The 25,557-nt window shown below is 56.1% G+C and carries 22 protein-coding genes, 1 tRNA gene and 3 pseudogenes; 11 read left to right on the top strand and 15 right to left on the bottom strand.

Annotated elements, in window-relative coordinates:
• Positions 1 to 39 precede the first annotated feature (39 nt).
• Together FQ182_RS04685 and FQ182_RS04680 are read right to left on the bottom strand one after the other, a co-directional pair.
• Entirely contained in the window at positions 40 to 276 is a 237-nt protein-coding gene (locus FQ182_RS04685) for a hypothetical protein (protein ID WP_149411342.1), read from the bottom strand.
• 472 nt (positions 277 to 748) lie between these two features.
• Positions 749 to 1,714 carry an arsenic resistance protein gene (locus FQ182_RS04680; protein ID WP_149411343.1) on the bottom strand — a complete coding sequence of 322 codons (966 nt, stop codon included), beginning with the start codon at positions 1,712 to 1,714 and terminating at the stop codon, positions 749 to 751.
• Between the two features lie 171 nt (positions 1,715 to 1,885).
• Here FQ182_RS04680 and FQ182_RS04675 point away from each other — a divergent pair, with 171 nt between their 5' ends.
• Entirely contained in the window at positions 1,886 to 2,806 is a 921-nt protein-coding gene (locus FQ182_RS04675) for an alpha/beta fold hydrolase (protein WP_149411344.1), read from the top strand.
• Positions 2,807 to 2,876: 70 nt separating this feature from the next.
• Positions 2,877 to 3,287, top strand: a complete 411-nt coding sequence (locus tag FQ182_RS04670; protein WP_149411345.1) for a hypothetical protein — start codon at positions 2,877 to 2,879, stop codon at positions 3,285 to 3,287.
• Positions 3,288 to 3,365: 78 nt separating this feature from the next.
• Here FQ182_RS04670 and gabP read toward each other — a convergent pair whose 3' ends face one another.
• Positions 3,366 to 4,757: a GABA permease gene (gene gabP / locus FQ182_RS04665; protein ID WP_149411346.1), complete on the bottom strand. Its 1,392-nt coding sequence runs from the start codon at positions 4,755 to 4,757 to the stop codon at positions 3,366 to 3,368.
• 554 nt (positions 4,758 to 5,311) lie between these two features.
• On the opposite strand from gabP, the gene FQ182_RS04660 reads away from it, so the two are divergent.
• From FQ182_RS04660 to FQ182_RS04640, 5 genes are all read left to right on the top strand, one after another.
• Positions 5,312 to 6,085, top strand: coding sequence for an ABC transporter ATP-binding protein (locus FQ182_RS04660; RefSeq protein ID WP_149411347.1), 774 nt, complete (start codon positions 5,312 to 5,314; stop codon positions 6,083 to 6,085).
• Between the two features lie 13 nt (positions 6,086 to 6,098).
• Entirely contained in the window at positions 6,099 to 6,854 is a 756-nt protein-coding gene (locus FQ182_RS04655; RefSeq protein WP_133103118.1) for an ABC transporter substrate-binding protein, read from the top strand.
• Positions 6,855 to 6,932: 78 nt separating this feature from the next.
• Entirely contained in the window at positions 6,933 to 7,628 is a 696-nt protein-coding gene (locus FQ182_RS04650) for an ABC transporter permease (protein ID WP_149411348.1), read from the top strand.
• Between the two features lie 38 nt (positions 7,629 to 7,666).
• The gene (locus FQ182_RS04645; RefSeq protein WP_149411370.1) at positions 7,667 to 8,356 is read left to right on the top strand and encodes an ABC transporter permease; all 690 of its coding nucleotides are present in this window, start codon (positions 7,667 to 7,669) and stop codon (positions 8,354 to 8,356) included.
• Positions 8,337 to 9,593, top strand: coding sequence for a methyltransferase (locus tag FQ182_RS04640; protein WP_149411349.1), 1,257 nt, complete (start codon positions 8,337 to 8,339; stop codon positions 9,591 to 9,593). Before FQ182_RS04645 ends, FQ182_RS04640 begins: the two co-directional genes overlap by 20 nt.
• A 208-nt stretch (positions 9,594 to 9,801) precedes the next feature.
• Here FQ182_RS04640 and bcsQ read toward each other — a convergent pair whose 3' ends face one another.
• A complete protein-coding gene (gene bcsQ, locus FQ182_RS04635; RefSeq protein ID WP_149411350.1) occupies positions 9,802 to 10,761 on the bottom strand; it encodes a cellulose biosynthesis protein BcsQ in 960 nt (319 codons plus the stop codon).
• A 636-nt stretch (positions 10,762 to 11,397) separates the two neighbouring features.
• Between bcsQ and FQ182_RS04630 the strand changes: the two genes are divergently transcribed.
• A tRNA-Thr gene (locus tag FQ182_RS04630) sits at positions 11,398 to 11,473 on the top strand.
• Positions 11,474 to 11,752: 279 nt separating this feature from the next.
• Positions 11,753 to 12,070 carry a hypothetical protein gene (locus FQ182_RS04625; protein ID WP_149411351.1) on the top strand — a complete coding sequence of 106 codons (318 nt, stop codon included), beginning with the start codon at positions 11,753 to 11,755 and terminating at the stop codon, positions 12,068 to 12,070.
• 14 nt (positions 12,071 to 12,084) lie between these two features.
• Here FQ182_RS04625 and FQ182_RS30150 read toward each other — a convergent pair whose 3' ends face one another.
• From FQ182_RS30150 to FQ182_RS04580, 9 genes and pseudogenes are all read right to left on the bottom strand, one after another.
• On the bottom strand, positions 12,085 to 12,303 hold the full coding sequence (locus FQ182_RS30150; RefSeq protein WP_149411352.1) for a hypothetical protein: 219 nt from the start codon (positions 12,301 to 12,303) through the stop codon (positions 12,085 to 12,087).
• 276 nt (positions 12,304 to 12,579) lie between these two features.
• A complete protein-coding gene (locus FQ182_RS04615; RefSeq protein ID WP_149411353.1) occupies positions 12,580 to 13,254 on the bottom strand; it encodes a M48 family metallopeptidase in 675 nt (224 codons plus the stop codon).
• 1 nt (position 13,255) lies between these two features.
• Positions 13,256 to 16,408, bottom strand: a complete 3,153-nt coding sequence (locus tag FQ182_RS04610) for a type I restriction endonuclease subunit R (RefSeq protein WP_149411354.1) — start codon at positions 16,406 to 16,408, stop codon at positions 13,256 to 13,258.
• A gap of 13 nt (positions 16,409 to 16,421) precedes the next feature.
• On the bottom strand, positions 16,422 to 17,642 hold the full coding sequence (locus FQ182_RS04605) for a restriction endonuclease subunit S (RefSeq protein ID WP_149411355.1): 1,221 nt from the start codon (positions 17,640 to 17,642) through the stop codon (positions 16,422 to 16,424).
• Positions 17,639 to 20,332: a type I restriction-modification system subunit M gene (locus FQ182_RS04600; RefSeq protein WP_149411356.1), complete on the bottom strand. Its 2,694-nt coding sequence runs from the start codon at positions 20,330 to 20,332 to the stop codon at positions 17,639 to 17,641. The genes FQ182_RS04605 and FQ182_RS04600 overlap by 4 nt, the downstream gene beginning before the upstream one ends.
• Positions 20,333 to 20,339: 7 nt before the next feature.
• Positions 20,340 to 20,570, bottom strand: a complete 231-nt coding sequence (locus FQ182_RS04595) for a helix-turn-helix domain-containing protein (RefSeq protein ID WP_149411357.1) — start codon at positions 20,568 to 20,570, stop codon at positions 20,340 to 20,342.
• 443 nt (positions 20,571 to 21,013) lie between these two features.
• Entirely contained in the window at positions 21,014 to 21,787 is a 774-nt protein-coding gene (locus FQ182_RS04590) for a hypothetical protein (protein WP_149411358.1), read from the bottom strand.
• 25 nt (positions 21,788 to 21,812) lie between these two features.
• Positions 21,813 to 22,316, bottom strand: a pseudogene (locus tag FQ182_RS04585) (recombinase family protein); the annotation flags it as partial.
• A gap of 41 nt (positions 22,317 to 22,357) precedes the next feature.
• Positions 22,358 to 23,110, bottom strand: coding sequence for a hypothetical protein (locus tag FQ182_RS04580; RefSeq protein ID WP_149411359.1), 753 nt, complete (start codon positions 23,108 to 23,110; stop codon positions 22,358 to 22,360).
• Positions 23,111 to 23,224: 114 nt separating this feature from the next.
• Between FQ182_RS04580 and FQ182_RS04575 the strand changes: the two genes are divergently transcribed.
• Together FQ182_RS04575 and FQ182_RS04570 are read left to right on the top strand one after the other, a co-directional pair.
• Entirely contained in the window at positions 23,225 to 23,635 is a 411-nt protein-coding gene (locus FQ182_RS04575) for a sigma factor-like helix-turn-helix DNA-binding protein (RefSeq protein WP_149411360.1), read from the top strand.
• A 48-nt stretch (positions 23,636 to 23,683) separates the two neighbouring features.
• Positions 23,684 to 24,001 carry a DUF2623 family protein gene (locus tag FQ182_RS04570; RefSeq protein WP_149411361.1) on the top strand — a complete coding sequence of 106 codons (318 nt, stop codon included), beginning with the start codon at positions 23,684 to 23,686 and terminating at the stop codon, positions 23,999 to 24,001.
• A gap of 132 nt (positions 24,002 to 24,133) precedes the next feature.
• On the opposite strand, the pseudogene FQ182_RS04565 reads toward FQ182_RS04570, so the two are convergent.
• Both FQ182_RS04565 and FQ182_RS04560 read right to left on the bottom strand, forming a co-directional pair.
• Positions 24,134 to 24,705 (bottom strand): annotated as a pseudogene (locus tag FQ182_RS04565) (IS3 family transposase); the annotation flags it as partial.
• A gap of 187 nt (positions 24,706 to 24,892) precedes the next feature.
• A pseudogene (locus FQ182_RS04560) lies at positions 24,893 to 25,429 on the bottom strand (recombinase family protein); the annotation flags it as partial.
• Positions 25,430 to 25,557: the final 128 nt, after the last annotated feature.

Below are 25,557 nucleotides of genomic sequence, written 5' to 3'. Positions count from 1 at the left end.
GTTTTTCAAGTACCTGCCATACCGGAATGGGAGGTCAGGTTAATTATGGATAATCCCGCACACCACCCGTTCGCGAAACACCCCATGAATGACCACTACCCTGATCCGGGGTGGTGCTGGCGCGGGGAATGGCAAGAACGCCTCTGTGTGGTGGAACTGCCACACGGCGCCAGCACCATCGCCGCAAAAGTGTGGCGATGGCTCCTCAAAAGTGAGGAACGAGATAATCGGGCCACTTTTTGACTGATCCATCAAAGGAGTGGTGGTGATGGCCATACCTTTGCACTTGGGCGGGCTTATCAAGATGGCGTTACCACTCGTCGGGCATCGACAGAGGAAATCAGCACGGTTTCGGTCGCCGCCGGCAGGTTCAAAACAGAGCAGCATTCTGAAAAGAGAGTAGATTTGTGAGTAGATTTATATATCGACCAAAGACAAACCCTTTAAATACGTGACCTGTAGACAGTTGTTCGATTCCGTCTCTGGGCACCACCTTTCGTTTTCAGGTGATGCCAAGCACACCTGAAAGCACACAAGAAACCCGCCTAGTGCGGGTTTTTTGTTGTCTGCGATTCACTAGCCCATATTCGTTGATAGATCGGGGCTGGGTAAGGATAAAGTTTTCATCAATCGCGCGAACAAAACCTCGTCTCGGGAAAAAGGCTTCATACCAGAGCAACTGGATAGGCCCTATGCATAACCAGGTCTGGGGCAGACTCTCATTGAACGATCCTGAACACTCACCCGCTTACCGACCTGCGGGCCATACCAGCGCCGGAATCAGGCGGATATAGATCAATTCCCCCACCAGCTCCACCAGCGTTTGCATGATCACCGCGGCGGCGGCCAACCCGCGAATGTCTTCAGGCAACGCCAGCGCCAGGGGCAGCACTACCAGGGAGTTGCGGGTCGATGCACTGAACGTCACCGCCCGCGCCGTCACCGAAGGCAACCCGAGCAACCGCGAAGCCAGAGCGCCCATCAGCGGCGCCAGCAACACGAAGCCGATATACACCGGGATCACCGGCGCCAGCAGGCCGATATCGCGCACCACCGAAGTGATCTGCGAACCGATCACCACCAGCAACACCAATGCCATTGCTGGCACCGGCAACCAGGCCCAGGCATCGTTCCAGACGCTGATGGCTTTTGATCCCCGGGCCAAGGAAGTCGTCAGTACCGCCAGCAGCATCGGCGCGGCGATCAGCAACAGGAATGCCTCGACAAACGGCCCCGCTGAAACCACCACGCCCGACTGCGACCCCAGCATCAAACTCAAATACACCGGCAACAGCAGCAGTTGCAGCAGCAACAGAATCGGCGTCGCTGCCAGCATCAAGCGCGAATCGCCCTTGCCTATATGGGTGAACACCACCACGTAATCGATGCACGGCGTCAGCAACACCAGCAACGCCCCCACCAGCATCGCCGGGTGCTCCACCAGCCCACGGGTCAGCGCCCACACCAGCAGCGGAATCAAGATGAAATTAGCCAGAAGCAACGCCGACATGAAGCGCTTGTTGCTCAAGCCCTCGCGCAGGTCCAGAAACGGGATTTGCAGGAACATCGCGTACATCAGCACCGCAATGGCCGGCGTGACCAGCGCGCCCAGGCCTTGAGCCATCGAAGGCACCAGCAGGCCGAGGGCGGCGGCTAGCAGCACGGCGACGAAGTAGACCGGGATCTGGTTTTGTTCGAGGGTGTCGCGGGTCATGGGGCGTCTCGGATGGGGCGAAAGGCTGTCAGCCTATGCATCTGCGGGACCAAGGTCGAGCGTCGTAAAATCTCTACGCCTTTGGCGTGCGAAATTTGTTAGCTTCGATCTCCTATAAAACTGCGCATGGGCTTCTGTAGCCCCAACGAAAGCGCAAGGGATCGAGCCGCCATGAACCTGCCCACCCGACCGCAACCCGAAACATTCAGCGAGCCCGCCACCGACGGTCACCTTATCGGCGGCTTTACCTGGCGCCATATTCGCACCGACATCGAACGCCCCGTAGTGATCATCAACGCCGCCACGTCGGTACGTTGCCGTCACTATTCGCGCTTTGCCGATTACCTGTTCACTCACGGTTTTGACGTGATCACCTACGACTACCGTGGCATCGGCGAATCACGCAGCGGCTCGTTGCGCGGGTTCAAGGCGTCGTGGTCGGATTGGGGCGTGCTGGATTTCGAGGCGATATTGCAGCGAGCGCAGCGGGAGTTTCCAGGGCAACCAATTGATGTGGTCGGCCATAGTTTTGGTGGCTGCGCGGCAGGGCTCGGGGCCTCAGGGGCGGTGATTCGGCGACTGGTGACGGTAGGCGCGCAGTTTGCTTACTGGCGCGACTATGAAGCGAGCGGGCGCTGGTGGATGTTTGGCAAGTGGCATGTGGTGATGCCGCTGGTGACGGCGCTCTGTGGATACTTCCCTGGCAAGCGGCTGGGTTGGCTTGAGGACACGCCTGCAGGCGTAGTGCGCGACTGGAGTACGCCGACGCCAGGTTATGAAGGACGGCCTAGTGGGCGTGCCTTGGGCGAGCTGCCATTCTCACGGGTGAAAGCGCAGATCCTGGCGATCAGCATTACCGATGATCCGTTTGGGACGGTGGCGGCCATCGAGCGTCTGCTGGGTTATTTCAAGGCGGGCGAGCGCACGCATCTGCGGATTGCGCCGCAGGATATTGGCGAAGAGGCAGTCGGGCATTTCGCGTTTTTTCGCAGCCAATATCAGGACCGGTTGTGGCCGATTGCGTTGGCGTGGCTGCGACAAGGCGAACTGGCCGCAGATACACCGGGGCGCCGAGTGATGGATCGTACCTAGAAACCCTTGGGATTTTCGCAGAGCTGCGCTTCAATAGCCCACCCAGATCCTGACCCAAGGACGTGAGCCCATGGCCTCGCCGAACAAACAGCAAAAACGCGCCCACCGGGCAAAAGCCAAGGCCAAGCAGAACCGCACCCAGCGAGCCGGCGCGCCCAAGGATGCCTTTGACGGCGACGACAGCCGCATTGATCTTGAATCGGTGGATTTGACCGAGCTGTTTGTGGAAATGCGCAACGCTGGCGAAACCAGTCAACAGGCGCTGTGCGCGGCGTTCCTGGCACATCCATTGTTGGCACTGGTGTTGGAGCAGGAAGGCGAAGAAGAAGCGACCGACTTTATCATCGCGGCGCTGATCGAGTATCGGCAGTGGGCGACCGATAGCGATGATCAAGCGGCGGCGTTGGCGTGGGTTGAATCGCCGGAGTTTCAGGTCGATTACTTGGCGGCATCCCAGGCACTGACCAACTCAGAGAGTTAACACAAAACAAATGTGGGAGCCCGGCTTGCCCGGCTCCCACAGGTTTTCGCATTGCGCGGCAAAGGGTATTTCAACCCATCAGTTGAGCACTGCAGCCCCCACCTTTTGGCCCCTGCGCCGACGAGACACAAACAGCCCCGCCGCAACCACCAGCAAGCTCAAGATACCGGTGGACATGATCTCCACGCGGTGCGCTTCCTGGAACAGCATGATTGTCAGCACGCCGACGATAAACACGATCACCGCATAGGTCAGGCCCGGGAACAGCCACATCTTGAAGGCAACTTTCTCGCCCGCCGCTATACGCTTCTGACGCATGCGCAGTTGCGACACCGCGATCACCAGATACACCAACAGCGCGATGGCGCCAGAGCTGGCCAGCAGAAATTCAAATACCGCAGCCGGTGCCACGTAGTTGGCAAACACCGCCAGGAACGCCGCACCAGTGGACAACCACACCGCCCAATAAGGCGTGCCGCTCTTGTTGGTGCGCTTGGCCACAGCCGGAGCATCACCGCGACGACTCAGCGAGAACAGCATCCGCGAAGCGGTATACAGCGCCGAGTTCAGGCAACTGGTTACCGCGACCAATACCACCAGGTCGACAATCAGCTTGGCATTCGCAATGCCCATGCGATCCAGCACCGTCTGGTAGGAACCGACAGCCGCCAGCGCCGGATCATTCCACGGCACCAGTGCGACAACGATGAAGATCGACACCAGGTAGAACAGGCCAATCCGCCAGATCACCGAGTTGGTGGCCTTGGAGATTTGCTGGCCAGGGTTCTTCGATTCGGCGGCCGCGATGGTGACGATCTCGGTGCCCATGAACGAGAACATGGTGGTCAGGATCGCTGCCAATACCGCGCCCATGCCGTTAGGCAGGAAACCTTGAGTGTCAAACAGGTGCGAGACACCGCTGACCTGGCTGCCCGGCAAGAAGCCGAAAATCGCCAGAATCCCAAGGATTACAAAACCAATGATCGCCACGACTTTGATCAAGGCGAACCAGAACTCGAACTCGCCATAGTGCTTCACGCTGAACAGGTTGGTGGCGGTCAGCAGCAAGGTGATGATCAGGGTGAATGCCCAAATCGCCACGTCCGGGAACCAGGCATGCAAGATAGTCGCGGCGGCGTTGGCTTCCAGCGGAATCACCAAGACCCAGAACCACCAGTACAGCCAGCCAATGGTGAAGCCCGCCCAGTGACCGATCGCCCGGTCGGCGTACGTGGAAAACGAGCCGGTGTCTGGCGAGGCCACGGCCATCTCGGCGAGCATGCGCATCACCAACACCACCAGCGTCCCGGCAGCAGCATAGGCCAACAGCACCGCTGGGCCCGCTGCGGCAATCGCGTGGCCGGAGCCGACAAACAAACCGGCACCGATCACACCGGCAATCGACAGCATGGTGACATGCCGTGGTTTAAGCCCCTGTTCGAGGTCATTGGAGCTTTGCGTACGACTCATTGACACACCTTTGCGAGGAATTGCGAATACGGTCCACTCGGTCTGCCGTCTTTCTCGTGAAAAGAAACAAACAGAGCGTTCTTTATTTTTTACGCAAGATTTGCGCCAAAATGTAACAAAGCCAAGTTTGTCGCGGGCTGTAAGGAAATTCGTCATCCGCCGCAAGTCATTGAGATTACTGGCAATCCGCCACAACGTTACCCGGCGACTCACTTCAAGAACGAATGAACGCACCAAGAACACACATAAAAAGTACGTGGCGCCCCATTAGAGGGCTGATAGGGACCGTTTGCCCGTTTAACCCTTCCAACACCCGGCCAAAGCTGGCACCATCGCGCCTTTTTTTACGCGAAGCCTTGGGCGAATCGGGTTCAAACGGCTGTTCGGTTGTTGATGGCGCGACACACTGCTGCGCCGATGCGACAACCTGCCGCACACCGCCGATTTACCCCTGGTAACGCTGTTGGCTGTCATCCAGACGCTATGCTAGCTTGGCGCCTCGCCAGGAAGGCGGCCCAACAGCAGGAACGCAACGAACACAATGAGGACCCCACATGGCCGAGGCCACGCCCGCGCTTGAAATCCGCAACTTGCATAAACGCTACGGTGAGCTGGAGGTGCTTAAAGGCATCTCGCTGACCGCTCGCGACGGCGATGTGATCTCGATCCTGGGTTCCTCCGGTTCCGGCAAGTCCACGTTCCTGCGCTGCATCAACCTGCTGGAAAACCCCCATCAAGGGCAAATTCTGGTGGCTGGCGAAGAGCTCAAGCTCAAGGCCGCGAAAAACGGTGAGCTGGTGGCGGCCGACGGTAAACAGATCAACCGCCTGCGCAGCGAAATCGGTTTTGTGTTTCAAAACTTTAACCTGTGGCCGCACATGAGCGTCCTCGACAACATCATCGAGGCCCCGCGCCGGGTGCTCGGCCAGAGCAAAGCCGAAGCCATCGAAGTCGCCGAAGCCCTGCTGGCCAAGGTCGGCATCAGCGACAAGCGCCACGCCTACCCCGCGCAGTTGTCCGGCGGCCAGCAACAACGCGCCGCGATTGCCCGTACCTTGGCGATGCAGCCCAAAGTCATTCTGTTCGATGAGCCTACCTCGGCCCTTGACCCGGAAATGGTCCAGGAAGTACTTAATGTGATCCGCGCGCTGGCCGAAGAAGGCCGCACCATGCTGCTGGTCACTCATGAAATGGGCTTCGCCCGCCAGGTGTCCAGCGAAGTGGTGTTCCTCCACCAGGGCCTGGTCGAAGAGCAAGGATCGCCACAGCAGGTGTTCGACAACCCGCTTTCGGCGCGCTGCAAACAATTCATGTCCAGCAACCGCTAACGGAGCAACATGCATGCAGAACTATAAAAAATTCCTCCTGGCCGCCGCCGTCACCATGGCCTTCAGCGCCACAGCTGCAGCCGAGACGTTGAAAATGGGGATCGAAGCGGCCTACCCGCCCTTCAATAATAAAGACGCCAGCGGCCAGGTTGTCGGCTTCGACAAAGACATCGGCGACGCCCTATGCGCCAAGATGAAAGTCGAGAAATGCGAAGTGTACGTCTCCGATTGGGACGGCATCATCCCGGCCCTGAACGCCAAGAAGTTCGACTTCCTGATCTCTTCGCTGTCGATCACCGACGAGCGTAAGCAAGCCGTCGACTTCACTGACCCGTACTACTCCAACAAGCTGCAGTTCATCGCGCCTAAAACCACGACCGACTTCAAGACCGACAAGGCCTACCTCAAAGGCAAGACCATCGGTGCGCAGCGTGCGACCCTGGCCGGCACCTGGCTGGAAGATAACCTGGGCGACGATATCAAGACCACGCTCTACGACACCCAGGAAAACGCCTACCTCGACCTGACTTCCGGTCGCGTTGACGCGATTCTGGCGGACAAGTACGTGCAATTCGATTGGCTCAAGACCGACGCCGGCAAGGCTTACGAGTTCAAGGGCGAGCCCGTGGTAGAAAGCGACAAGGTCGGTATCGCCGTGCGTAAAGGCGACCCGCTTCGCGAGCGACTGAACAAGGCTCTGGCGGAAATCAAGGCCGACGGTACCTACAAGAAAATCAACGACAAGTACTTCCCTTTCAGTATCGAATGATCCTGAATTGCCTGCCCGGCGCGCTCGCTTGAGCGCGTCGGTCCTTCGCAATGCCTGCCGCGATATGAATAAACACCCATGACTATCGATCTCTACGGATTCGGCCCGGCGCTCGCAGCCGGCGCGCTGATGACCGTCAAACTGGCACTCACGGCCCTGTGCCTGGGGCTGGTACTCGGCCTGGCCGGTGCCTTGGCCAAGACTTCCCCGTACAAGTCGCTGCAATGGCTTGGCGGCACTTACTCGACGCTGGTTCGTGGCATTCCCGAACTGCTGTGGGTACTGCTGATTTATTTCGGCACGGTCAATATGATGCGGGCCCTGGGGGAGTTTTTCGGCAACCCCGACCTTTCCCTCAGCGCCTTCGCCGCCGGGGTGATCGCCCTGGGCCTGTGCTTCGGCGCCTACGCCACTGAAGTGTTTCGTGGCGCGATCCTGGCAATCCCCAAGGGCCACCGTGAAGCCGGTGTTGCATTGGGCCTGTCGAAGCTCCGAATCTTCACCCGTTTGATCATGCCGCAAATGTGGCGCATCGCTCTGCCGGGGCTGGGTAACCTGTTCATGATTTTGATGAAGGACACCGCGCTGGTCTCGGTGATCGGCCTGGAAGAAATCATGCGCCACGCGCAGATCGGCGTGAGCGTTTCCAAACAGCCCTTCACGTTCTATATGGTCGCCGCCTTCATGTACCTGGGCCTCACCGTCCTGGCCATGACCGGCATGTACTTCCTGGAAAAACGCGCCGCTCGCGGCTTTGCGAGGAGCACGCAATGAACGGGGACTACAGCTGGCTGTCGCATTTCGACCTGGGCCTGAACTGGACCGTTATCATCAAATGGCTGCCCAAACTGGCCCAGGGCGCAACCCTGACCATGGAGCTGGTGGCCATTGCCGTAGTCGTCGGCCTGCTGCTGGCGATCCCCCTGGGCATCGCTCGATCGTCGCGCCTGTGGTACGTGCGTGCCCTGCCCTACGGCTACATTTTCTTCTTCCGTGGCACGCCGCTGCTGGTGCAGTTGTTCCTGGTCTATTACGGCCTGGCGCAGTTCGACGCCGTGCGCGCGAGCGCCCTGTGGCCCTATCTGCGCGACCCGTTCTGGTGTGCCACCGCCACCATGACCCTGCACACCGCCGCCTATATCGCCGAGATCCTGCGCGGCGCAATCCAGGCCATTCCACCGGGTGAGATCGAGGCAGCGCGGGCCCTGGGCATGTCCAAGCCCAAGGCGCTGTTCTACATCATCCTGCCTAGGGCGGCGCGCATCGGCCTGCCGGCCTACAGCAACGAAGTGATCCTGATGCTCAAGGCCAGCGCCCTGGCCAGTACCGTGACCTTGCTGGAACTGACCGGCATGGCCCGTACCATCATTGCCCGCACTTACCTGCCGGTGGAGATCTTCTTCGCCGCCGGGCTGTTCTATCTGTTCATGGCTTACATCCTGGTACGCGGCTTCAAGCTGCTGGAAAGCTGGTTGCGGGTCGATGCCTGCCAGGGACGCTGAAACCCGGTTGACGGGTGAGTACCTGCTCGCCCGCTTCCAGGCGCTGGATGCCTTCCTCACCGAACATCAAGGGCTGTGGCAGCCACGGCCCTTTACCCATCTGCAATTGCCGTGGGAAGCCAGGCATCCCGAGCTGGCCCAATGGCTGCGCCGACGCTCCCTGGCCGAGGCCGAGAGCAGCCATAACCAGCCACATACGTTGCCAGCACCCGCACCGTTTCCTCAGTTGGCAGCCCAATCCCGGACGCTTAGTGCTGTGGATAACTTGCCGACGGCTGCCCTTGCTCCTGCGCCACCGCGCTTGAACGTAGACGTTCCCGGCCGCAAGTGGCAGCAGATCGAGGCCTTCGGCGCCGCCCTGCAGTTTGCCGACAGCTCCACACACTGGCTCGATTGGTGCGCGGGCAAAGGCCATCTCGGCCGCAGGCTGCTGCAACCAGGACAACAACTGACGTGCCTGGAATACGACCCCGCCCTGATCGCTGCCGGCATGGCCCTGAGCAAGCATCATCGATTGCCCACGAGCCATTGCCAGCAGGATGTGATGGCCGAGGATGCCGCGCTGCAACTCAACCGCAAACACACACCCGTCGCCCTGCACGCTTGCGGCGACCTGCATGTACGCTTGATGCAACTGGCAAGCACCGCTGGCTGTAATCAAATGGCCGTGGCTCCTTGCTGCTATAACCGCATCAGCGCCGAGCAGTACCAGCCGCTGTCCGACCCCGCCCGACGCTCGGCTTTGCGCCTGTCGGTGGAAGAGCTCGGCTTGCCGTTGAGCGAAACCGTCACCGCCGGCGCCAGGGTCCGCCAGCAACGGGACATCTCAATGGCCAGGCGCCTGGGGTTTGATCAGCTGCAACGGCAACTGCGCGGGCGTGATGACTACCTACCAACACCGTCGCTGCCCAGCAGTTGGCTGGGCAAGCCTTTCGCCGATTACTGCCAGGAACTGGCAGCGCTCAAGGGATTATCCACAGGCGAACAGGACTGGACGACGTTGGAAACGCAGGGCTGGCAACGCCTGGCCGAGGTGCGAAACCTGGAATTGGTGCGCGGCCTGTTTCGGCGCCCGCTGGAAATGTGGCTGGTGCTGGATCTGGCTCTGTTTCTCGCGCAAAACGGCTACAGCGTGCAGGTGGGCCGCTTCTGCGAAACGGCGCTGACCCCGCGCAACCTGATGGTGCTGGCCGAGCGCGATTTAGGGGCAGATTTTCCAGCCGCAGCCTGTGGATAACTCTGTTGATGAAATTCTGGCGAAGGCCGTAGCAGCAAGCGCTACAGAGCAAAATGCTGACTGATCATTTTTTGTTCAACAAATAAAACGCACGCAAAACAGGCAGTTGCAGCCCAATGAGTGCAGCGCTACAAAGTGGCTGTTTCAGCCCATTTCCAACCACCAGATTGTGCATAAGCATCTGGCGGTAACGGCATAACCCGGCCACTCAGGGCAAGATTCGTGGGCTGATCAGCAGGCGGCAAAGCTCATGGATATCGTCACAGGCCATGCTGGCGGCCTCGTTATCCAGCGGATCATCGCCAAAAGCCAGCGCCTCGCTGATAGCCGAGTCGCGATGCACTACCTCCAGCAGATTGTCCCCAAGACGCCTCTTGAACACATCGAGCATGTCCAGGCTGAAGGCTGAAGTCTCATCCAGTTGGTTGATCACAAAATGACAACGAAGCGGCGGATTGCGCTCAAGGTGCGGCGCCAGCAACAGGTCCATCTGCTCCAGGGTACCCAAGGACGCAGCATCCGCCTGGGCAATCACCAACACCACATCGGCGACCTCCAATGCCTGGTGCAAATAGACATTATTGCCAGCGGGGGTATCCATGATCACGATGTCTTGCTCGCCCAAGCCCAGGCCTGACAGGTGCTGCGCCAACCAGCCCGGCTCCTGTTTCAACCAACGCAGCAGGTCGTCTTGTTGATGGATATCCGTCTCGCCAAAAGACACCACCCGACAGCCGCAAAAACCCGACTGGACAAGCTGATCCCAACACTCATTGCGCAAGCTGGTGCGACCGATACCGGGCAAGGCGTGATTCAAGCCAAAGTGATGATTCAAGGCATTCTGCGGGTCCAAGTCCAGGGCCAGCACCGACTGCCCCAAACGCTGTAAACCGCTGCTCAATGCCGTCACCAGGGTACTGCGGCCGACACCACCATTGACCGACACCAACGCCACCACTCTGGCGTGGCGCGCAGTGGCATTGGCCGGTTGCGGCTGTTCATTGGCTGAGGGGGCATAACGCGAAAACGACGGACCCCCTCCCATGCCGGGGGCGGTACTCTCGTCGACCGGGACATCTTCGAAAAAGTGCCGCATCGAAGTCGTCTCATGATCATTACTGGCAGTGTTCTTATCGAACAACACAAAAATATCGTCGGCTCGGCTCACGACCTACACTCCCTTGTCACGGCGCATCAAAGACGTGAAAGGTCAGCTGGTACTGCCGCTTACCGAAGGTCTTTTTGTGGGCGCCTTTATTTGGGCATTGTGTGACAGGGTGATGTAGGTGTCATTATTTTGGTGTTTTCGAATTAACACTTTAGACAAGCGGTAAAAAGACAACTTAATGACGCATCAATCGCAAACTTAAACATCCCACAAATACGACTGCTGAAAACCGCCCGTTCGACAAACTCCTTCACCCGACCCCCTTCAACCTGCTCGACCGTGCCGACAAACCGCACATCCGCCCAATACATGCGGCCGTCAGGAAAACCGAAACTCCATGGGACATCCCCACGGCCTTGCGTCCTCCAGTGACTTGCGCTGGCCGAGTTCAGGAGGCCAGCGCGGGGTTGGGAGACTCTCGCGTGATAGCAATTGGCGACCACCCAAAAAATGGATAGCGGGGAATCTGCGGTGCATTGGGAAACCACCTTCGGGCGGTGTCGACGGCGCGTGCGGTGAGGTTGAATCCAAGGGGTTGCTACGAAGCGGATGGGGAAAAAGCTGGGTATCTGAAAAATAGTAAGAATTCAGGGGTTTACAGACGCTTGCCAATCGCTATAATCAGCGCCCTAACACGCCGGTATAGCTCAGTTGGTAGAGCAACTGACTTGTAATCAGTAGGTCCCGAGTTCGACTCTTGGTGCCGGCACCATATAGATCAACGACTTAGGCTCACCGCAAGGTGGGCCTTTTTCGTTTCTGCTCAACACTTTGCTCAACACTCCCGAATGGGTCAGCGTTCAGTAGCCTCAAAAAGCAACCATGCCAGAAGAGGCAACAAAACCTCCACCTGGGTCGGTACGCGGGGTTAGCAGCATCCCAAGTTCAGAAATTCGCGACCGGCAGCAGTCGGCTCTAATCTGTCGGTGATGACTTGCAGAGATCGACGATTTTGGCAAATCGCCCTGTTCGTCCATGTAGAACCTCGAACTTGTCCAACGGCAAATACGTTACCAGTTTCCAAGAGGACCAAGCAGTTCCAAGCGATGCGAAAATTACCGGCTACGGCTGGAAGCACGAAAACAAGAATGGCTCACGAGACAGACGCTTTAATGATAATAAGCAAATTCCATGGGTCACGTATGGTCGCCTGAGCTTAAAAAGCGATCGGGGGATTCATGAGGAATATCTATTTTCAGCGGCGGTGCTCAGTAAAGCGTTCGCCGGAGAATTCTATCGGCTGGCGCTTGCGGTGCAGGAGGCAAATAAGCCCCAGCCGCTTGGAGCCACTGGAAAGCTTGGAGTGTAAGGGCATAGGTATACCTATAACTGCCGTAGTCGCATGATGGCGCCTGTAATGTCTTGAGCATTCCGGTCCAGCGTTTCCATGGCCGCAATTGCGTTAGCGGCAACGTTCCCCACTCCATTCTCAGAAAGCCACTTGGTCACCTCCTCAATGGCCGCACATATGGCGTGCTGGTTGTGCAGGAGTAGTGTGAGTGCGTCTGCTGTGGCTATGTTGGCTTCAGAGTCATCTGACATTGGTATCGTCCTTGAGTAACTGGTCCGGGAAGACTAGCTGATCTCGCCGCTGGATCGAGCAACTTCTCCAGATCCGCTGATCTCTTGGGCAATTACACTGACTTGACCACCCATTTGCATTCGACCTAACCAGCCATCTGCGCCGGATTTGACCGGCCCCTTTAGCAAAAATGACCGGCAGTGAACGACCCATAGTTGCCAGTCATTTGTGTCTACAGAATCATGGGCAATTCACATCGTTCAGTAATAGCCACTCCCCCCACCGCCGCGGCACTATTAAATATCGTGCTCAAGCAGTGCGCCATGCTTCTGTAGCCACGCCTTGGCTTTTTCCATTGTTGGTGCCTGTGCGTTTACGATGTTCCAAAAACGGGCCGTGTGGTTAGGTTCGATGAGGTGGGCCAGCTCGTGTACGACTATATAGTCAATAACGAACATGGGCGCTTTGATCAAGCGCCAGTTGAAGATCACGTTGTCGTTCGGTGTACATGAGCCCCATCGGTATTTGCCGTCCCCGATTTTGGCTTCCTTGTAGGTAACACCGAGATTGTTGGCGTATATCTTCACGCGTGGCAGTATTTTTTCCTCGGCACGCGCCACGAACCAGTTGCGGAATGCCGCCGATTTTCCCGCCAGCGCTTGCGGCACCAAAAATCGCTGCTCGAAGCGAATGCCTCCATCGCCTGCCACCAGCTCAATGCGGTATTGCCGCCCCAGATAGGGCAGGGATTCTCCGGACACCAGTTCCTTTCCTGGCGGGTTTGGTGGAGAGCTGTATTTCTGCGCATGTCGGGTCTTTTCGTAAAGCCAAAGTTTGCGCGACTCCACGACCCGATGAATCTTTTCTAGCGATGTGCCTTCCGGCGCCTTCACCACGATAGAACGGTCACGCTCGACCGAGATGGTTAGGCTCTTGCGCTTCGAGTAGACAACTTTATAGACCAGTTCCATGTTAACTCGCGTACAGAATCAGGTCGTTGTTCTTCTCGGCGATTTCCATCACACGCGAAATAATCTGGTGACGCAAGGTAACTACTCCTGGCAACGAAGCAAAGGTCTCTGACAGCAGAATTTGCTGAATCTCCGCCTTTAACCTGTTACGTGCTGGCACACTTTCCCAAAAGCTTGCCAGTTTCAACTCACGTTCTATCACCAGGTAGATCTGTTGGGTTAGGTCGATCAGCACGGCGATACGCTCGTCCGGTTTCCCTGCATATCTTGGGTGCTGCTCCATGGCAGTAGCCAGCTCCGCCTGAAACATGCGAAAAAACGGCATCTGCTTTTTTTTGTGCAAGCCGTAAGTCGGCTCGTTCGCAGCGTCGATGATACGTTTACGCAGTATCTCCAGCTCTTCGTAGATCTTCTGCCAGTTGGTGGCGAATTCTTGCAGGATCTCCTCAAGTGCGACAGAAAAAGAAGCCTGCAGCTCCGGATCGTCGTCCAGCTCTATGTCCAGATGGTGGCGAATGGCGTGCTCAACTTCGGCAGCCTTCGTTTTGGCGCGCTTACGTTTGCCAACCTGCGTCTCGAAGTCCTCGTCGAGGATCGAAATCGGCTTTATCTTCTGATCAATTCCTTTTGAAGCCAGATATTCATCAGTGATCGCCCGCAGCTTGGGCGGAATGCCCTTCATGCTCAGGCGCTGATCGTTTAGGTGACGGCCGGCCAACACATTGATCTCGGTAAGCGCGTTGTAAGAACTCAGGTACCCCAGCGACTCCTTAGCAGGGAAAACCAAGTCGAGGCTGCGGGTCAACTTCTTGTATGCCAACATGAATTCAAAGCGCACATCCTCATCGTAAAACAGGTCAAAGAAGGCATCATGATCGTTGAGATCGGTCAGGCCGTACTGTTTTAGAAGATCCGTGATGGCCTTATAGTCGGCATGCAGGGCGCGCAATTCGTCCTCAGGGAAGCTGAGGCAGTCGAGCAACTCCTTCTGCTCGCGTTCGTCATAGTTATCGATTGCCTTCTTGAGGTGGTGGCCGACACCCACGTAATCAACGATAAAACCCTTTTCCTTGGCTGCTCCACCTACCCGGTTTACACGGGCGATGGCTTGCAGCAGGTTGTGGGCAACAATCACCTTATCCAGGTACATCACCTGCTCGATGGGCGCATCGAAACCAGTCAGCAGCATGTTGTTGACGATCACGATTCCGATTTCGCCAGTCACGCCTTCGTCGCTGCCGCCGAAGGGCAACTTGAAACTCTTGATGGCCCGTTTGTGGCGGGTGCTGTCGGTGTATGCCTTGATGTGTGGCAGGTCGTTGTGACTGCCGGAGATCACCACATCAGTCTTAAGACTTTTTAACCGCTCCAGGTCGAGAATGAGCGGATTGACATGCTCTAGCTTCTCGATGGCCGCCACCAACGCCGCGTCGAGCGCCCCCTTGTAGCGAACTGCCGCCTCGCGCGATGTCGCCACTACCTGGGACTTGAAACCGTTGGGGAACACGTGCTCCAGATAGTGCGTCACCATATCCGTAGCTTTGGCCTCGATGGTGGATCTGGCTTCTAGATAGGCGTCGCGGGAGCCGTAACCAAGGATCTCCATCCGCTGCTCTAGGTTGTATTCACTGAACACGTCCGCGAACAAAGTATCCATGCCAGGTTGGTTCACCACTTCGGCGTTGTTGGTCCGGCCTTCGTAAACAATTTCCAGCGTCACACCGTCCTCAATGGCCTGGCGCATGGTGTACTTGTCAATATAGTCGCCAAACACCCTTTCGGTCTTGTCGATGGGGGTGCCGGTGTAGCCAATACGCGCCGAGTTAGGGATAGCCTTGTCCAGATTCGCGCCGAGCAAAGAGTAGTGCGAGCGGTGCGCCTCATCGGTCATTACCAGGATGTTCGCGCTGCTGTTCAACTCCGGGAAGGTATCCGACAAATCCGTCTCGCGGAACTTGTGGATCATCGCCATCACCAGGTCGGAAGAGTCGCTGCGCAGCAATACTTTCAGTTCGGCGATACTGTCTGCCACCTTTACGGTAAAGCCGATACTGCCGCCAGTCTCTCCGAGTTGCTGCTCCAGTTGCGTGCGGTCGGTAACAAACACTACCTTCCATTTCGAGAGCTGGGAGTGTCGGTACATCTCACGCACCATAAACATCATGGTCAGCGACTTTCCGGACCCTTGGGTGTGCCAGACAATGCCGCTGCGCGCCCTCGGAGTCTTGCCACTCAATAGGCGCTGCACCGCCAGTTTCACGGCGCGGAACTGCTGATAACGCCCAACGACCTTGATCAGCTCGCCCTTTTCCGACTCCGAGAAAATGGTGAAGGTGCGGATAATGTCCAGTAGGTTCTGCCGGTCTAGCATACCCGCGACTAGACGCTGCTGGTCGTTAGGGCTGCTACCGCTGTGAGCGAGGTCTTCCACCGTACGTGGCCACGGGTCGGACCAGCGGTACAAGTGCTTTTCGATGTGGGTGGTAATTGTGCCGAACTTGGCCTGGTTGCGGCAGGTAGCCACAACGAACTGGTTGAAGTAGAAAAGTGGCGCGCTGCCCTCACCCTTTGCGCCGCGCTGCTCGCTGTAGCGCAACATCTGGTCGATAGCTTCAGGTATCGGCTCCTTCACTTTTGGCGACTTGCACTCGATCACCACCACCGGCAGGCCGTTCAGGAAAAGCACGATGTCAGGCACGATATGGTGCTCGGTACCGAGGATGCGCACCTTGAACTGGCAGATGGCAATAAAGCGGTTGTTCGTCAGAGTCGTAAAGTCGATGTAGCGCACCGTGGGGCGGCTCTCGCCGGTCTGTCGGTTCTCCGCCACACTTGTGTTTTCCAATAGCAGGTTAAGCACATAACGGTTGTTTTCTAGCAAGTTGTTACCGGGGAAGCTGACGGTAAGGCGTCTGACCACTTCCTCCACCTGGTCTTCCTCTAACCAGGGATTGATTACCTTCAACTGCTCTCGCAGCACCGGTCCTAGCACCACCTCGGTAAAGCTCTCGCGAAAGCTCTGGCACGGCGCCTGCTTCATCTCTAGGTCCATAGTTTCCCAGCCCAACCCAGCCAACTGATGAAGTAGCGGCGTCTCGACGTGATTGCGTTCGTCGATGCGGATATGGGCGGGCGTCTTGTCCTGATAGGCCATGCGGGTGTCCTGATTATCGTATTGCGGCTTTGGTAAGCGGCGTAACGAGACGTTCGCCGGTGAGCAAGTCGCGCATTAGTCCAGCTTTCTGAAGAAGCAATTTGTCTCTGTATTGAGCACTAGCCTGCCAAGCAGAGTGAATTTGTTCGAGCAATTGGTAAATTCGTTCCTGTTCATCCTCGGGAGGAACTGGAATTCTCAGCTTTCGCACTTCGGCGATATTAATGCCTTTTACTGCTTGCCCCAACGTCTGCAGATCAACTTGTGCTTGAACACCCTCTGACTGAAAGAGATAAAAGAAATAACCAGGGAGATGACCATCCATCAGCCTAATTCGAGCTGTGTCCTGTGTAATATTTGCCCCATCGAGAACTGGCGGCAGCAAAGCTACTCTCCCTGTTGTTCCCCGAATAGTGATGAGCAAGTCATTCGTGCGTAGACGCGAGCGCTTGTAAGCGGCATCTATCCTTGGGTCGGTCAGGAGAATGTCATCCAAGCAAATCGCGCCGTCAAATATATCCTTCACCTTGATAACGGGAACCCCATCGTCAACGCCTGACCCAGGCATAAGAATCCCGTAGCAAATTGGTGCATCCGACCTCACACAATCGTCGAGCAACTTGACCTTCCACTCCTGCGGAACGCGCCCAATCGAGGAGCCCTTAAACGCATGAGTGGCCTCGGAGCGGATGTTCCCTTGCTCGTCGATTCCCTTAGTGATCAAGTCCTGCATCAAGCCGGTCTTGATGCGCTGCTGCTTAGCGATCAGCGCCTCGGTTTGCTCGATAGCGCGATCAAGCGCTATAAGTATCTCAGCAATCTTTTCTTGTTCTTGAGGGCATGGTGTTGGAACCATAATTTTGTAGAGAAGCTCACGAGACAAACTCGGAACCCCAGTAGCCTCACTCAGCGATCGAAGGTCTACAGTCTGCAAGAAGTAATATAGCCACCGTACACTAGCCCCGTCTTTGAAAGCGCTTAGGAAATATGCCGTATCAATGGGCCAAAACCTGCCATTGATAAAAGACACCTTATCAATAGTTCCCTTCCGGCCGAGAATAATTGATGCACCGTCATGCAAGTAGTCGCTACCATACCTTTCTACTCCACCAGTACCGACAACAGGTATCTCCCCATCATCCGAAAGAATATTGTTAGCTGATTTCCCGTAATTGATCGTTGCCAACTCGTACAATGATTTCCATTGCCACGATTCAGGAAGAGTGCTGTTCACGCAATATACCCCAAGCTAGTGAGGAAACCTTTGAGCACCTTCAAAGAACTATCCCGATCCACTTCCAGCGTTTGACTAGAAACTGCATATTTGTCCCACAGGTTCTCGACGATGGCGAATAGCGCACGTTTCTCGGCATTCAGATAGCGCAACAGCTCCTTGTTGGCACTGTCGTGCAGTTTTTTCAGGATCAGGCGCTTCGCATCCTGCTCACCCAACTGGCCACCGATGGAGGTCAGCAGGTCGTCGATATGGGCAAGTCGCTTCTCCAGTACAGCCAGATCCTTTTGCAGGGCGGTGAGTTTTTTCTTCTGGTCCTTCACTGCCGGGTTCAGAATCTGTATGACGCCCTGGGCATGCGCGATAATCGTCTTGGTTTCAGCCTTTGCTTCTTCTCCACCAATACGTTTTAGTTGCAGCTTCTGCTCCAGCTCGCCCTGCTTGATCTTGAGTCGGTTCTTTAAGTCCTTGATGCGCTTTTCGATAGCGCTAATACCGTCGCGCAGGTTGACGTACTGTTTGCTTTCCTTTCTAGCGGAGTCGGTTTTGGCATCAGCTAGGTCGTCGATCAGGGTCTTCAGGTATTTCTTGATTACGGCGGCGGTGAGTTTGGCCTCGCCTTCGTCGCCTTCAGCATCTTCCGGCTCGTAGTTGGCAGCTTCGGTGGCGGCCTCAACAGCCTCAGCAAACTCTCCCTGGGCTTCGTTGAGCTTGCACTCCAGCGCCTCGATCTCTTCAGCCTCCTTCTGAAAGTATTCGAAGATGAGGTAGCTGTCCGGGATCAGCGTGTGGTGCCAGCCGGTGGAGACGACGGTTTTCAGGTCATAGCGGATGGCCTGCCACCAGTTGACGAACACGCCCGCGCTCTTGAATTCATCCAGCACACCTAGAGGCTGGAGCTTGTGCTTGAGCGTGGAGAGCAGTTCGCTGCGCACGTCGGGCAGCTTGCGCCCTTCCCTCAGTTGGGCGAAGTCGTCTCGCGCCACCTGCCACCATTGCTCGAGTGCGGCGTGATGCCCAGCGACCCTGGTTTGAAGGTTTCGGTCCGACTCCAGTATCGCCTTGATAGCAGGCTTGGTGTCCAATGCGGGACGGAAGGCCAGGTAGCCCGAACGCAGAGGCTCGAACAAGGTGTCGGGTTGTACGCCAAACTTGTCGAACTCGGACCGTTTGGCGGCGACCTCGCTCTCGGGAATGCCGCCGATGAGGTGAGCCTGAACATCTTCCGGTTCAGGGGCAGGGGTGTTGTCCACGTAGCGGCGGACGTTGAGGTTGTAGTCGTGCTGTTTGACGATCACCTCCTTATCCACCAGGCGGCTGTATTTATCGATGGTCAGCTTGTGAGTGAAGACGTGGTCGATCTTCTCGATGTCTTCGGGGCGAAGTTTGTTCTGGTTTTTGGCCTCGGCGTACTCACGGTCAGCATTGATGAACAACACCTGGTTGCGCAGCTCGTCGGGCTTGCTTTTATTGACCACCAGCACACAGGCGGGGATGCCGGTGCCGTAGAACAGGCCAGACGGCAGGCTGATGATGGCCTCTAGATAGTCGTCATCAATGAGCAACTCGCGGATGAGTTTTTCTTTGCCTCCGCGAAACAGCACGCCGTGGGGCATGACGGTAGCCATGTGGCCGTCCGGCTTGAGGCTGGCGATCATGTGCTGCACGAACATGAGGTCGGCCTTCTTGCCTGTTTCCGGACAGAACTCGCGGAAGCGGTTGGTGAAGCTCATAGTGGCGCGGCTGTAGTTCTGCGAGAACGGTGGGTTAGCGAGCACACAGTCGAACTTGCGCGGCTGGCTATTTTCAAGAATCTGCGGGTCTTCCAGAGTATCCCCGTGTTCGATGGTGAAGCGGGTGATGTTGTGGAGAATCATGTTCATGTTGCAGATGGACCAGACCGTACCGTTGGAGTCCTGCCCGTAGAGAGCGAGGTCATTCGGGTCCTGGCCCTGCTCTTCTACATACTGGTGCGCCTGAATGAGAAAGCCGCCGGAGCCAGCGGTTGGGTCGTAGACGGTATTGCCGGCCCGGGGCTTGGTAAGCTGCACCAGCAGGCGCACCACTTCGGCGGGGGTATAGAACTCACCGCCTTTCTTACCGGCGCTGTCGGCGAAATACTTAATCAGGTATTCGTAGGCTGCACCAAGCAGGTCGGGGAACTCGAAGTTGTCATTGACCAGCACGAATTGGGGCTGGTTGAAGTGATCGAGCAGGTCTTTCCACTTCTGATCAGGGATCTTGGTCTTACCCTTGACGGCGTTGAATTCGATGTTGTTCTTCAGTACCCCGTCCAGGGCGTCGTTCTCATCCTCGATGCCAGCAATGGCTTTGTTAAGCATGCTGCCTATGTCGTGCTTGAGGTGCTTTAGCGCCGGCACCTCGTTGCCCTTCTCATCCATCCAGCTCTCGTGCCAGCGGGCGCGGGGCGGCACAAAGAAGGTGTCGCCGTAGGAGGTCTTGTCATTGAGCAGTTCCTCCAGTAGCTCAGGCTGGCCCTTTAGGTGGGCGTAGGTGGTATTACGCAGCACCACGCGTTTGCGGTCGAACTCGTCAGACAGGCGTTTAATGAACAGCATGCCAAAGATGAACTCCTTGAACTCACTGGCGTCCATCTTGCCGCGCAGGATGTCGGCGGCTTTGAAGAGGAAACCTTCAAGCTGGGAGAGGGTTATTTTTTCTTGATTCATGAACAATTCACTTTCCTAGATTCTTGGCGATGTCGTCAGTCTGGCGAGCACTCAAACCTTCCATCGACTGCTGTTTGATCCACATGTCGATATCGGCGCGCGAGAAGCGCCATGTCCCTCCGACCTTAAAGGCCGGGATTTTCTTTGCTGCAGCCAAGCGATAGACCGTTCGCTTACCTACCTTAAGGTACGCAGCCACGTCGTCGAGGGTGAGTATTTCGCAGGTATCGGCTTTCATCGTGCGTTGACCCGCTGAGGCAGTGTGCACCAGCCGTAAATGGTAATTTTGGCAAGGATACGGCAAGCCTGAGCAGGATTGAACAAATGCCTAGGCGGTGCTCCGCCTCTGCTGTGCCCGGTAAATTAAAAAGACATTCGCAGAGATGATGCTTAACACTCCCGGCCCGCCTCAGACTGACATTCCCTTGGGTTGGATCTGAGACCTCATGGGTATCGACGAAGTGCTAAAGGACATTTTGTAGTGGTCTAATGAAACCGGACACCCATTTAGGCGAGAATGCTCGCCAGATTGTCGAAAACAGAAAATAGCTGTGCATTTGCCCTCCTAAGGGGGCTGGCAGTTCGAACCTGCCTTGGGACACCAGATACTTCAAGGCATTTAGCCGATTGCACGTATTGCTCGATCGCTCCGTGACAGCACTATGACTTCAAAAATATCTCTCACCACACTAAGGCTAAGCGCTCCAGCTCGACCTTCGGGATAGCGTGAAGCCCCAATAGCCCAGAAAGTTTTACCCCCGGGCCTGAAATCATCGCCTGTGATGGAATGACCAGTCCTGGCTCATATACATTCGCCCCGCGCCTCTCCTCAATGCTGAAGCTGACCACGAGCTGTTTTTGGTACAGATAAAGCGCTTCTAACGTCGTCTCGTGTGATTCCGGATGCCTCGGTTTATCTTTAGACCAAGGTTTGTCACGTGTCTCAAAGGATGCGATTTGATCAATGAGGCTAAGGAGGCAGAATTGGCGATAGGTCAGGCTTTCGGCAATGCTGAGAAGAAAGTTGGCCTCGGCTTTTTTGATGTAGGGCATGAAAACGAGATTGGAGTAAAAATTTGCGAGGTAGGGAAGCTTGAGCTGTTCATGCTCCTGCTTCGCGGCTAGGAGAACTCCTTCAAAGACCTCCTCGGCAGGCGAGGGGCAGTCCACGCTAGCTTCGAAAAAATCATCATCCCTTCTTTCACGCCACAGTAGCTGCTCGCGAATATTGTCGATTGCCAGTGCTGCTACCCCAGCAACACGCTGTTCTTCTCTTGGTGAAAGAAGCCTTTGGGCAAGATCGTCCAAAACGACCACGCAAGCTTCACCAACCGCGGCGCCAATGGCTGCGCCTGCAACTGTGCCGGCTGGCCCAGTGAGAGACCCAACGGCCCCCCCAACAGCGGCCCCGCCAATTTTGCTGCCATGGCTTAACAACGTTAGATAATTCTTCAAATTGACCTCTGTGAATTGGCCCAATTTAGCTAGGTAGCCGGTCGCGGATGCGTAGCACTGTAGTAGTTGAGCAGCTGGCGTGCCGTGCGGTGGCGCGGATGCCCAGACCCGCAGCGAGCAATTCCGCCACGCGTTTGTGCAGATCTGCATCGATTGGGCGCCCCTGGTACTTGCCGGCCGCCTTGGCCTTTTCGATACCTTGGGCCTGGCGCTCACGCCGCTGCTCATAATCCTTGCGTGCAATGTCGGCCATCATCTCTACCAGCATCGAGTTGATGGCGCCCAACATCCTGCTGGTGAACTCATCGCCCCTAGTGTCCTGCATCCCTTGATGGCTGGTTGGCAGGTCGAGCGCGACGATGCGCAAACCCTTGGAGTCGATGGCGGCTTTGAGCTTCTGCCAGTCTTCCACCGGCAGGCGGGAGAGGCGGTCGATCGATTCCACCAGCAGCACGTCACCCTTGCGCGCATCCTTGAGCAGGCGCAATAGCTCTGGTCGGTCGGCTGTCGCCCCGCTAGCAAAATTCAGCGGCAGTCAGCCGAATTCCATTCTTCGTGGACGGCAGCATGTCATGCTTTCTCATGATATTTGCTATGGCTCTTTCGCCACTCACCTATGAGGTTGCTGAGCAGAGAAGACCGTTTAGCGCGAGTATGCTTTGCGCCTTTGCTGAACCCGGGCAGAGGCCCCGAGTTTCCGATGAGGGCTTCAAGTTCCAAAGAAATCAGCACTAATGTAGGGAATGAGGCCTGGACGTAGGATGCAAATTTTCTTGAGTCGGCGGCAATTTCTGAAGCCCGCTCCTCCACCTCTTTCATTGATTGCTCGGTCCACCCTGTGGGTGACTCTGGGTCTGGTTGATAGCCGGGAAAAGGCTTTGACTTGCAATGTACGAGCTGATTTCTCGCCTTTATCAACGTACTGAGATTGTTTAGCGCCGGTCCTTTCTCTGCGAGTGAATGCCCGCAAATCAATCGGGGGACGACAAACCATTTTGCATTGATATCGAGTTTTTCCAGATAGTCGGTTGTAGTCGCATCTCCCAGGTTGATCGCAGCCAGCTCGAATACCCCAGCCTCCAATGCCATTGCCGTGAAGACGATGCTTTTGATACCGAGCTTGGTCATCAGGTCATCCTGCTCAACCCTTTTCTCAGAATAACCATCTTCGGGTGGCTCACGTACGCGGTTTGTCTTTTCGACCTGATAGGCCTCGTAAGCCTCCTCAGCCATCTCGGCGAAAACGCGCGTCAACGTGCCAGACCGTGCCCAAGTGTTCTGCACAAAGAAAGTTTTTGTGAAAGCCGTAGTGAATTCGCCCATCAGAGGTCCTTTTCTAAAACTGGTGATAACGTATTTTATCGTGAGTTTTTATGGTTTTGACGATTTCTGATAAATCTAATATATTGATTATCAGAATTATCATGAATTTGAAAAATGGCAAACGAACCTATTGATCCTTCAGGCTATGTCATCAAGACCGAAAGCCAGGCTATGACCAGGTCGCAAGTTGCGACCGCTCAACGATCCTTTCAAGAGATGAATGATTCCCTGTTGGCAGTCGAACGCCAGTTGCTCCACGAGGATCTTACTGCCGCTAACGTTCAGGAAATCGCAGAGAAGATGGTGTTGGCCTCCGATCTGCGGAGAAGGCTTCAAGCTGCCGCGCCAGTGTTGCAGGGCGTCACGCCCAAAGCGGGCAACGCTCGATTGACCGACCGAGAGCGCAGAGAAATACAGGGATACTACATGACCGGAAACTACACTCAGGAACAGCTTGCTGCTCAGTTTCAGGTCAGCCAAGCGACCGTCAGTAATATTGTTACGGATGATGAGCCCAACACCTAAGGTCCCACCAAATCACTTCTTCAACGCACAGCCATCGTGAGAACGTAAATGAGCAATTTTGAAGCTGGAAGGCAAACCGGTTTATCTGCCGATCAACCGTTTGAAGAAGCGTATTCGCTTTCAACGTACTACGACGACTACAAGGTTGGCTACGTGATTGGGTGTGCAGAAGTGGCATCCGTTCGAGCGGCTTATTCTGAGGGTTTTGCGATAACTGCCGGGCAGTTGGCTGCTCGCTATCACATCGCACCACAGCACTTCGACGCTCACGTCAAAAAGGAAGATCACTCCATTTTTGTGGAGGAGTACAACTCGACGCGTAACGAGATGGCCGAAGCATTCGCCGAGGAGGAAGGTGAGGAATAATCCGTAAGCACCTCTCACGCTGCCGAGATCGTCGATTCTTTTGATTTAGTGCTCTAAACGCACTTCCCTTCAAAACCGACCGGATTTCCGGTCGACTTCACCACTACCGCGAGATATAGCCCCAGAAAATACCTGGGGCCACGAGGACTGCCGCGCCCAAGACAAACAAGCAGGCGCCCTGCGGGCGCCCGCCAGGATGGCTTCATTGAGCCAGCCAACGAGTAAATACCGTTCTGGCAACAAGGTCAGTTGTCCTCGCCGTCGCTCCCCCAGTAGGCATTGAGCTTTTTTCGCAGTACCAACAAAGCCGCCGTTTCAGCCAGCGCAGCGTCCTTGCGGCGCAGCTCACGTTCCAGTTCGCGGATGCGATTTTTATCGTCTCGTGATTGTCCGGCATTTACATTTTTAACAGCCGATTGCTTGGTGCTGTTGGCGATAAACGCGTTGCGCCAATCAGTGATCTGCTCAGGAAAAATACCTTTGCGCCGGCAGTACTCACCGATTTCCAGCTCTGACAACGCTGACGTTTCGATGATGATCGACAGCTTCGATTCGGCTGACCAATTCTCTGCTGGTTGCTTGGCGTCGGACAATTGAGTTCCCCTGGCCGCAGCTTGCTTGCGCCAATAAAAGAGAGACATGTCGCTACAGCCCTCGCGGCGCGCGACCTCAGCCGCTGAAAGACTTAGTGGCGGAAGCATCATTTTCAGCAGTGAGCGGCAGTCTTCGACAATCCAGCTATCCACCGAATCGTTCCCAACCAAGGAAAGATTTTCTCTGAGAGCCCCTCCTGGTTGGCATCAAATGTCTCCAGACTATACGGCGGCCCCTCGTTAATACCCCGTTGGCTTAGGCAGTGTTTCTTTTTCAAGTATGAGAAGCGTCTGGAATTTACCTGTCTGGTCTGACGCTGCCGACATACCGGTATAGAGTGCTGCGAGAGATGCCATATCTGCGTGCAACGTCTGTCACATGGATTTGCGGGTCCCTGAGTAGGGCTTTGATTTCACGCGTTTGGCGCTCATCCAGAGATGGTTTGCGCCCCCCTTTTCGGCCGCGAGCACGTGCCGCGTCTAAACCAGCCTTCGTGCGTTCACGAGTTAAATTGCGCTCGAACTCGGCCAGGGCGGCAAACACATGGAAGATTAATTTTCCTGCCGCGCTGGTGGTCTCGATGTGCTCATTGATCGACTCGAATCCCACCGCTTCCCGCTCCAGTTGACCTACGATCCCAACGAGGTCAGGTAAAGATCGTCCAAGCCTATCGAGCCGCCAGACTATCAAGGTATCGCCAGCGCGAAGTGCTTTCAGGCAATGCCCCAGCTCTGGCCGATTCGCAGACTTGCCGCTCATGGTCTCTTCATAGATCACGCTGCACCCAGCCAGGTTGAGTGCATCGCGCTGTAGATTCAGATTCTGGTCGTCGGTCTGTTAATCAGCGTGCAAAACTTTCCAGATTTCCGGGGTAAACAGCGTCCAATAGTTTCCACCCCGGGGTGTGCAACCATCCGGTCTTTCGGCCGGAGAATCTGGGGTGTTATCGATGGATATAATTG

Source organism: Pseudomonas sp. ANT_H4, assembly GCF_008369295.1.
Taxonomy (GTDB): Bacteria; Pseudomonadota; Gammaproteobacteria; order Pseudomonadales; family Pseudomonadaceae; genus Aquipseudomonas.
Note: the sequence above shows the minus strand (reverse complement) of the source record. Positions and strands in the feature narration are given on the sequence as shown.

Coding starts and splice junctions, on each gene's coding strand:
- FQ182_RS04685 (WP_149411342.1), bottom strand. CDS start 276: ATGGCCATCACCACCACTCCTTTGATGGATCAGTCAAAAAGTGGCCCG.
- FQ182_RS04680 (WP_149411343.1), bottom strand. CDS start 1,714: ATGACCCGCGACACCCTCGAACAAAACCAGATCCCGGTCTACTTCGTC.
- FQ182_RS04675 (WP_149411344.1), top strand. CDS start 1,886: ATGAACCTGCCCACCCGACCGCAACCCGAAACATTCAGCGAGCCCGCC.
- FQ182_RS04670 (WP_149411345.1), top strand. CDS start 2,877: ATGGCCTCGCCGAACAAACAGCAAAAACGCGCCCACCGGGCAAAAGCC.
- gabP (WP_149411346.1), bottom strand. CDS start 4,757: ATGAGTCGTACGCAAAGCTCCAATGACCTCGAACAGGGGCTTAAACCA.
- FQ182_RS04660 (WP_149411347.1), top strand. CDS start 5,312: ATGGCCGAGGCCACGCCCGCGCTTGAAATCCGCAACTTGCATAAACGC.
- FQ182_RS04655 (WP_133103118.1), top strand. CDS start 6,099: ATGCAGAACTATAAAAAATTCCTCCTGGCCGCCGCCGTCACCATGGCC.
- FQ182_RS04650 (WP_149411348.1), top strand. CDS start 6,933: ATGACTATCGATCTCTACGGATTCGGCCCGGCGCTCGCAGCCGGCGCG.
- FQ182_RS04640 (WP_149411349.1), top strand. CDS start 8,337: ATGCCTGCCAGGGACGCTGAAACCCGGTTGACGGGTGAGTACCTGCTC.
- FQ182_RS30150 (WP_149411352.1), bottom strand. CDS start 12,303: ATGTCAGATGACTCTGAAGCCAACATAGCCACAGCAGACGCACTCACA.
- FQ182_RS04615 (WP_149411353.1), bottom strand. CDS start 13,254: ATGGAACTGGTCTATAAAGTTGTCTACTCGAAGCGCAAGAGCCTAACC.
- FQ182_RS04610 (WP_149411354.1), bottom strand. CDS start 16,408: ATGGCCTATCAGGACAAGACGCCCGCCCATATCCGCATCGACGAACGC.
- FQ182_RS04600 (WP_149411356.1), bottom strand. CDS start 20,332: ATGAATCAAGAAAAAATAACCCTCTCCCAGCTTGAAGGTTTCCTCTTC.
- FQ182_RS04595 (WP_149411357.1), bottom strand. CDS start 20,570: ATGAAAGCCGATACCTGCGAAATACTCACCCTCGACGACGTGGCTGCG.
- FQ182_RS04580 (WP_149411359.1), bottom strand. CDS start 23,110: ATGGGCGAATTCACTACGGCTTTCACAAAAACTTTCTTTGTGCAGAAC.
- FQ182_RS04575 (WP_149411360.1), top strand. CDS start 23,225: ATGGCAAACGAACCTATTGATCCTTCAGGCTATGTCATCAAGACCGAA.
- FQ182_RS04570 (WP_149411361.1), top strand. CDS start 23,684: ATGAGCAATTTTGAAGCTGGAAGGCAAACCGGTTTATCTGCCGATCAA.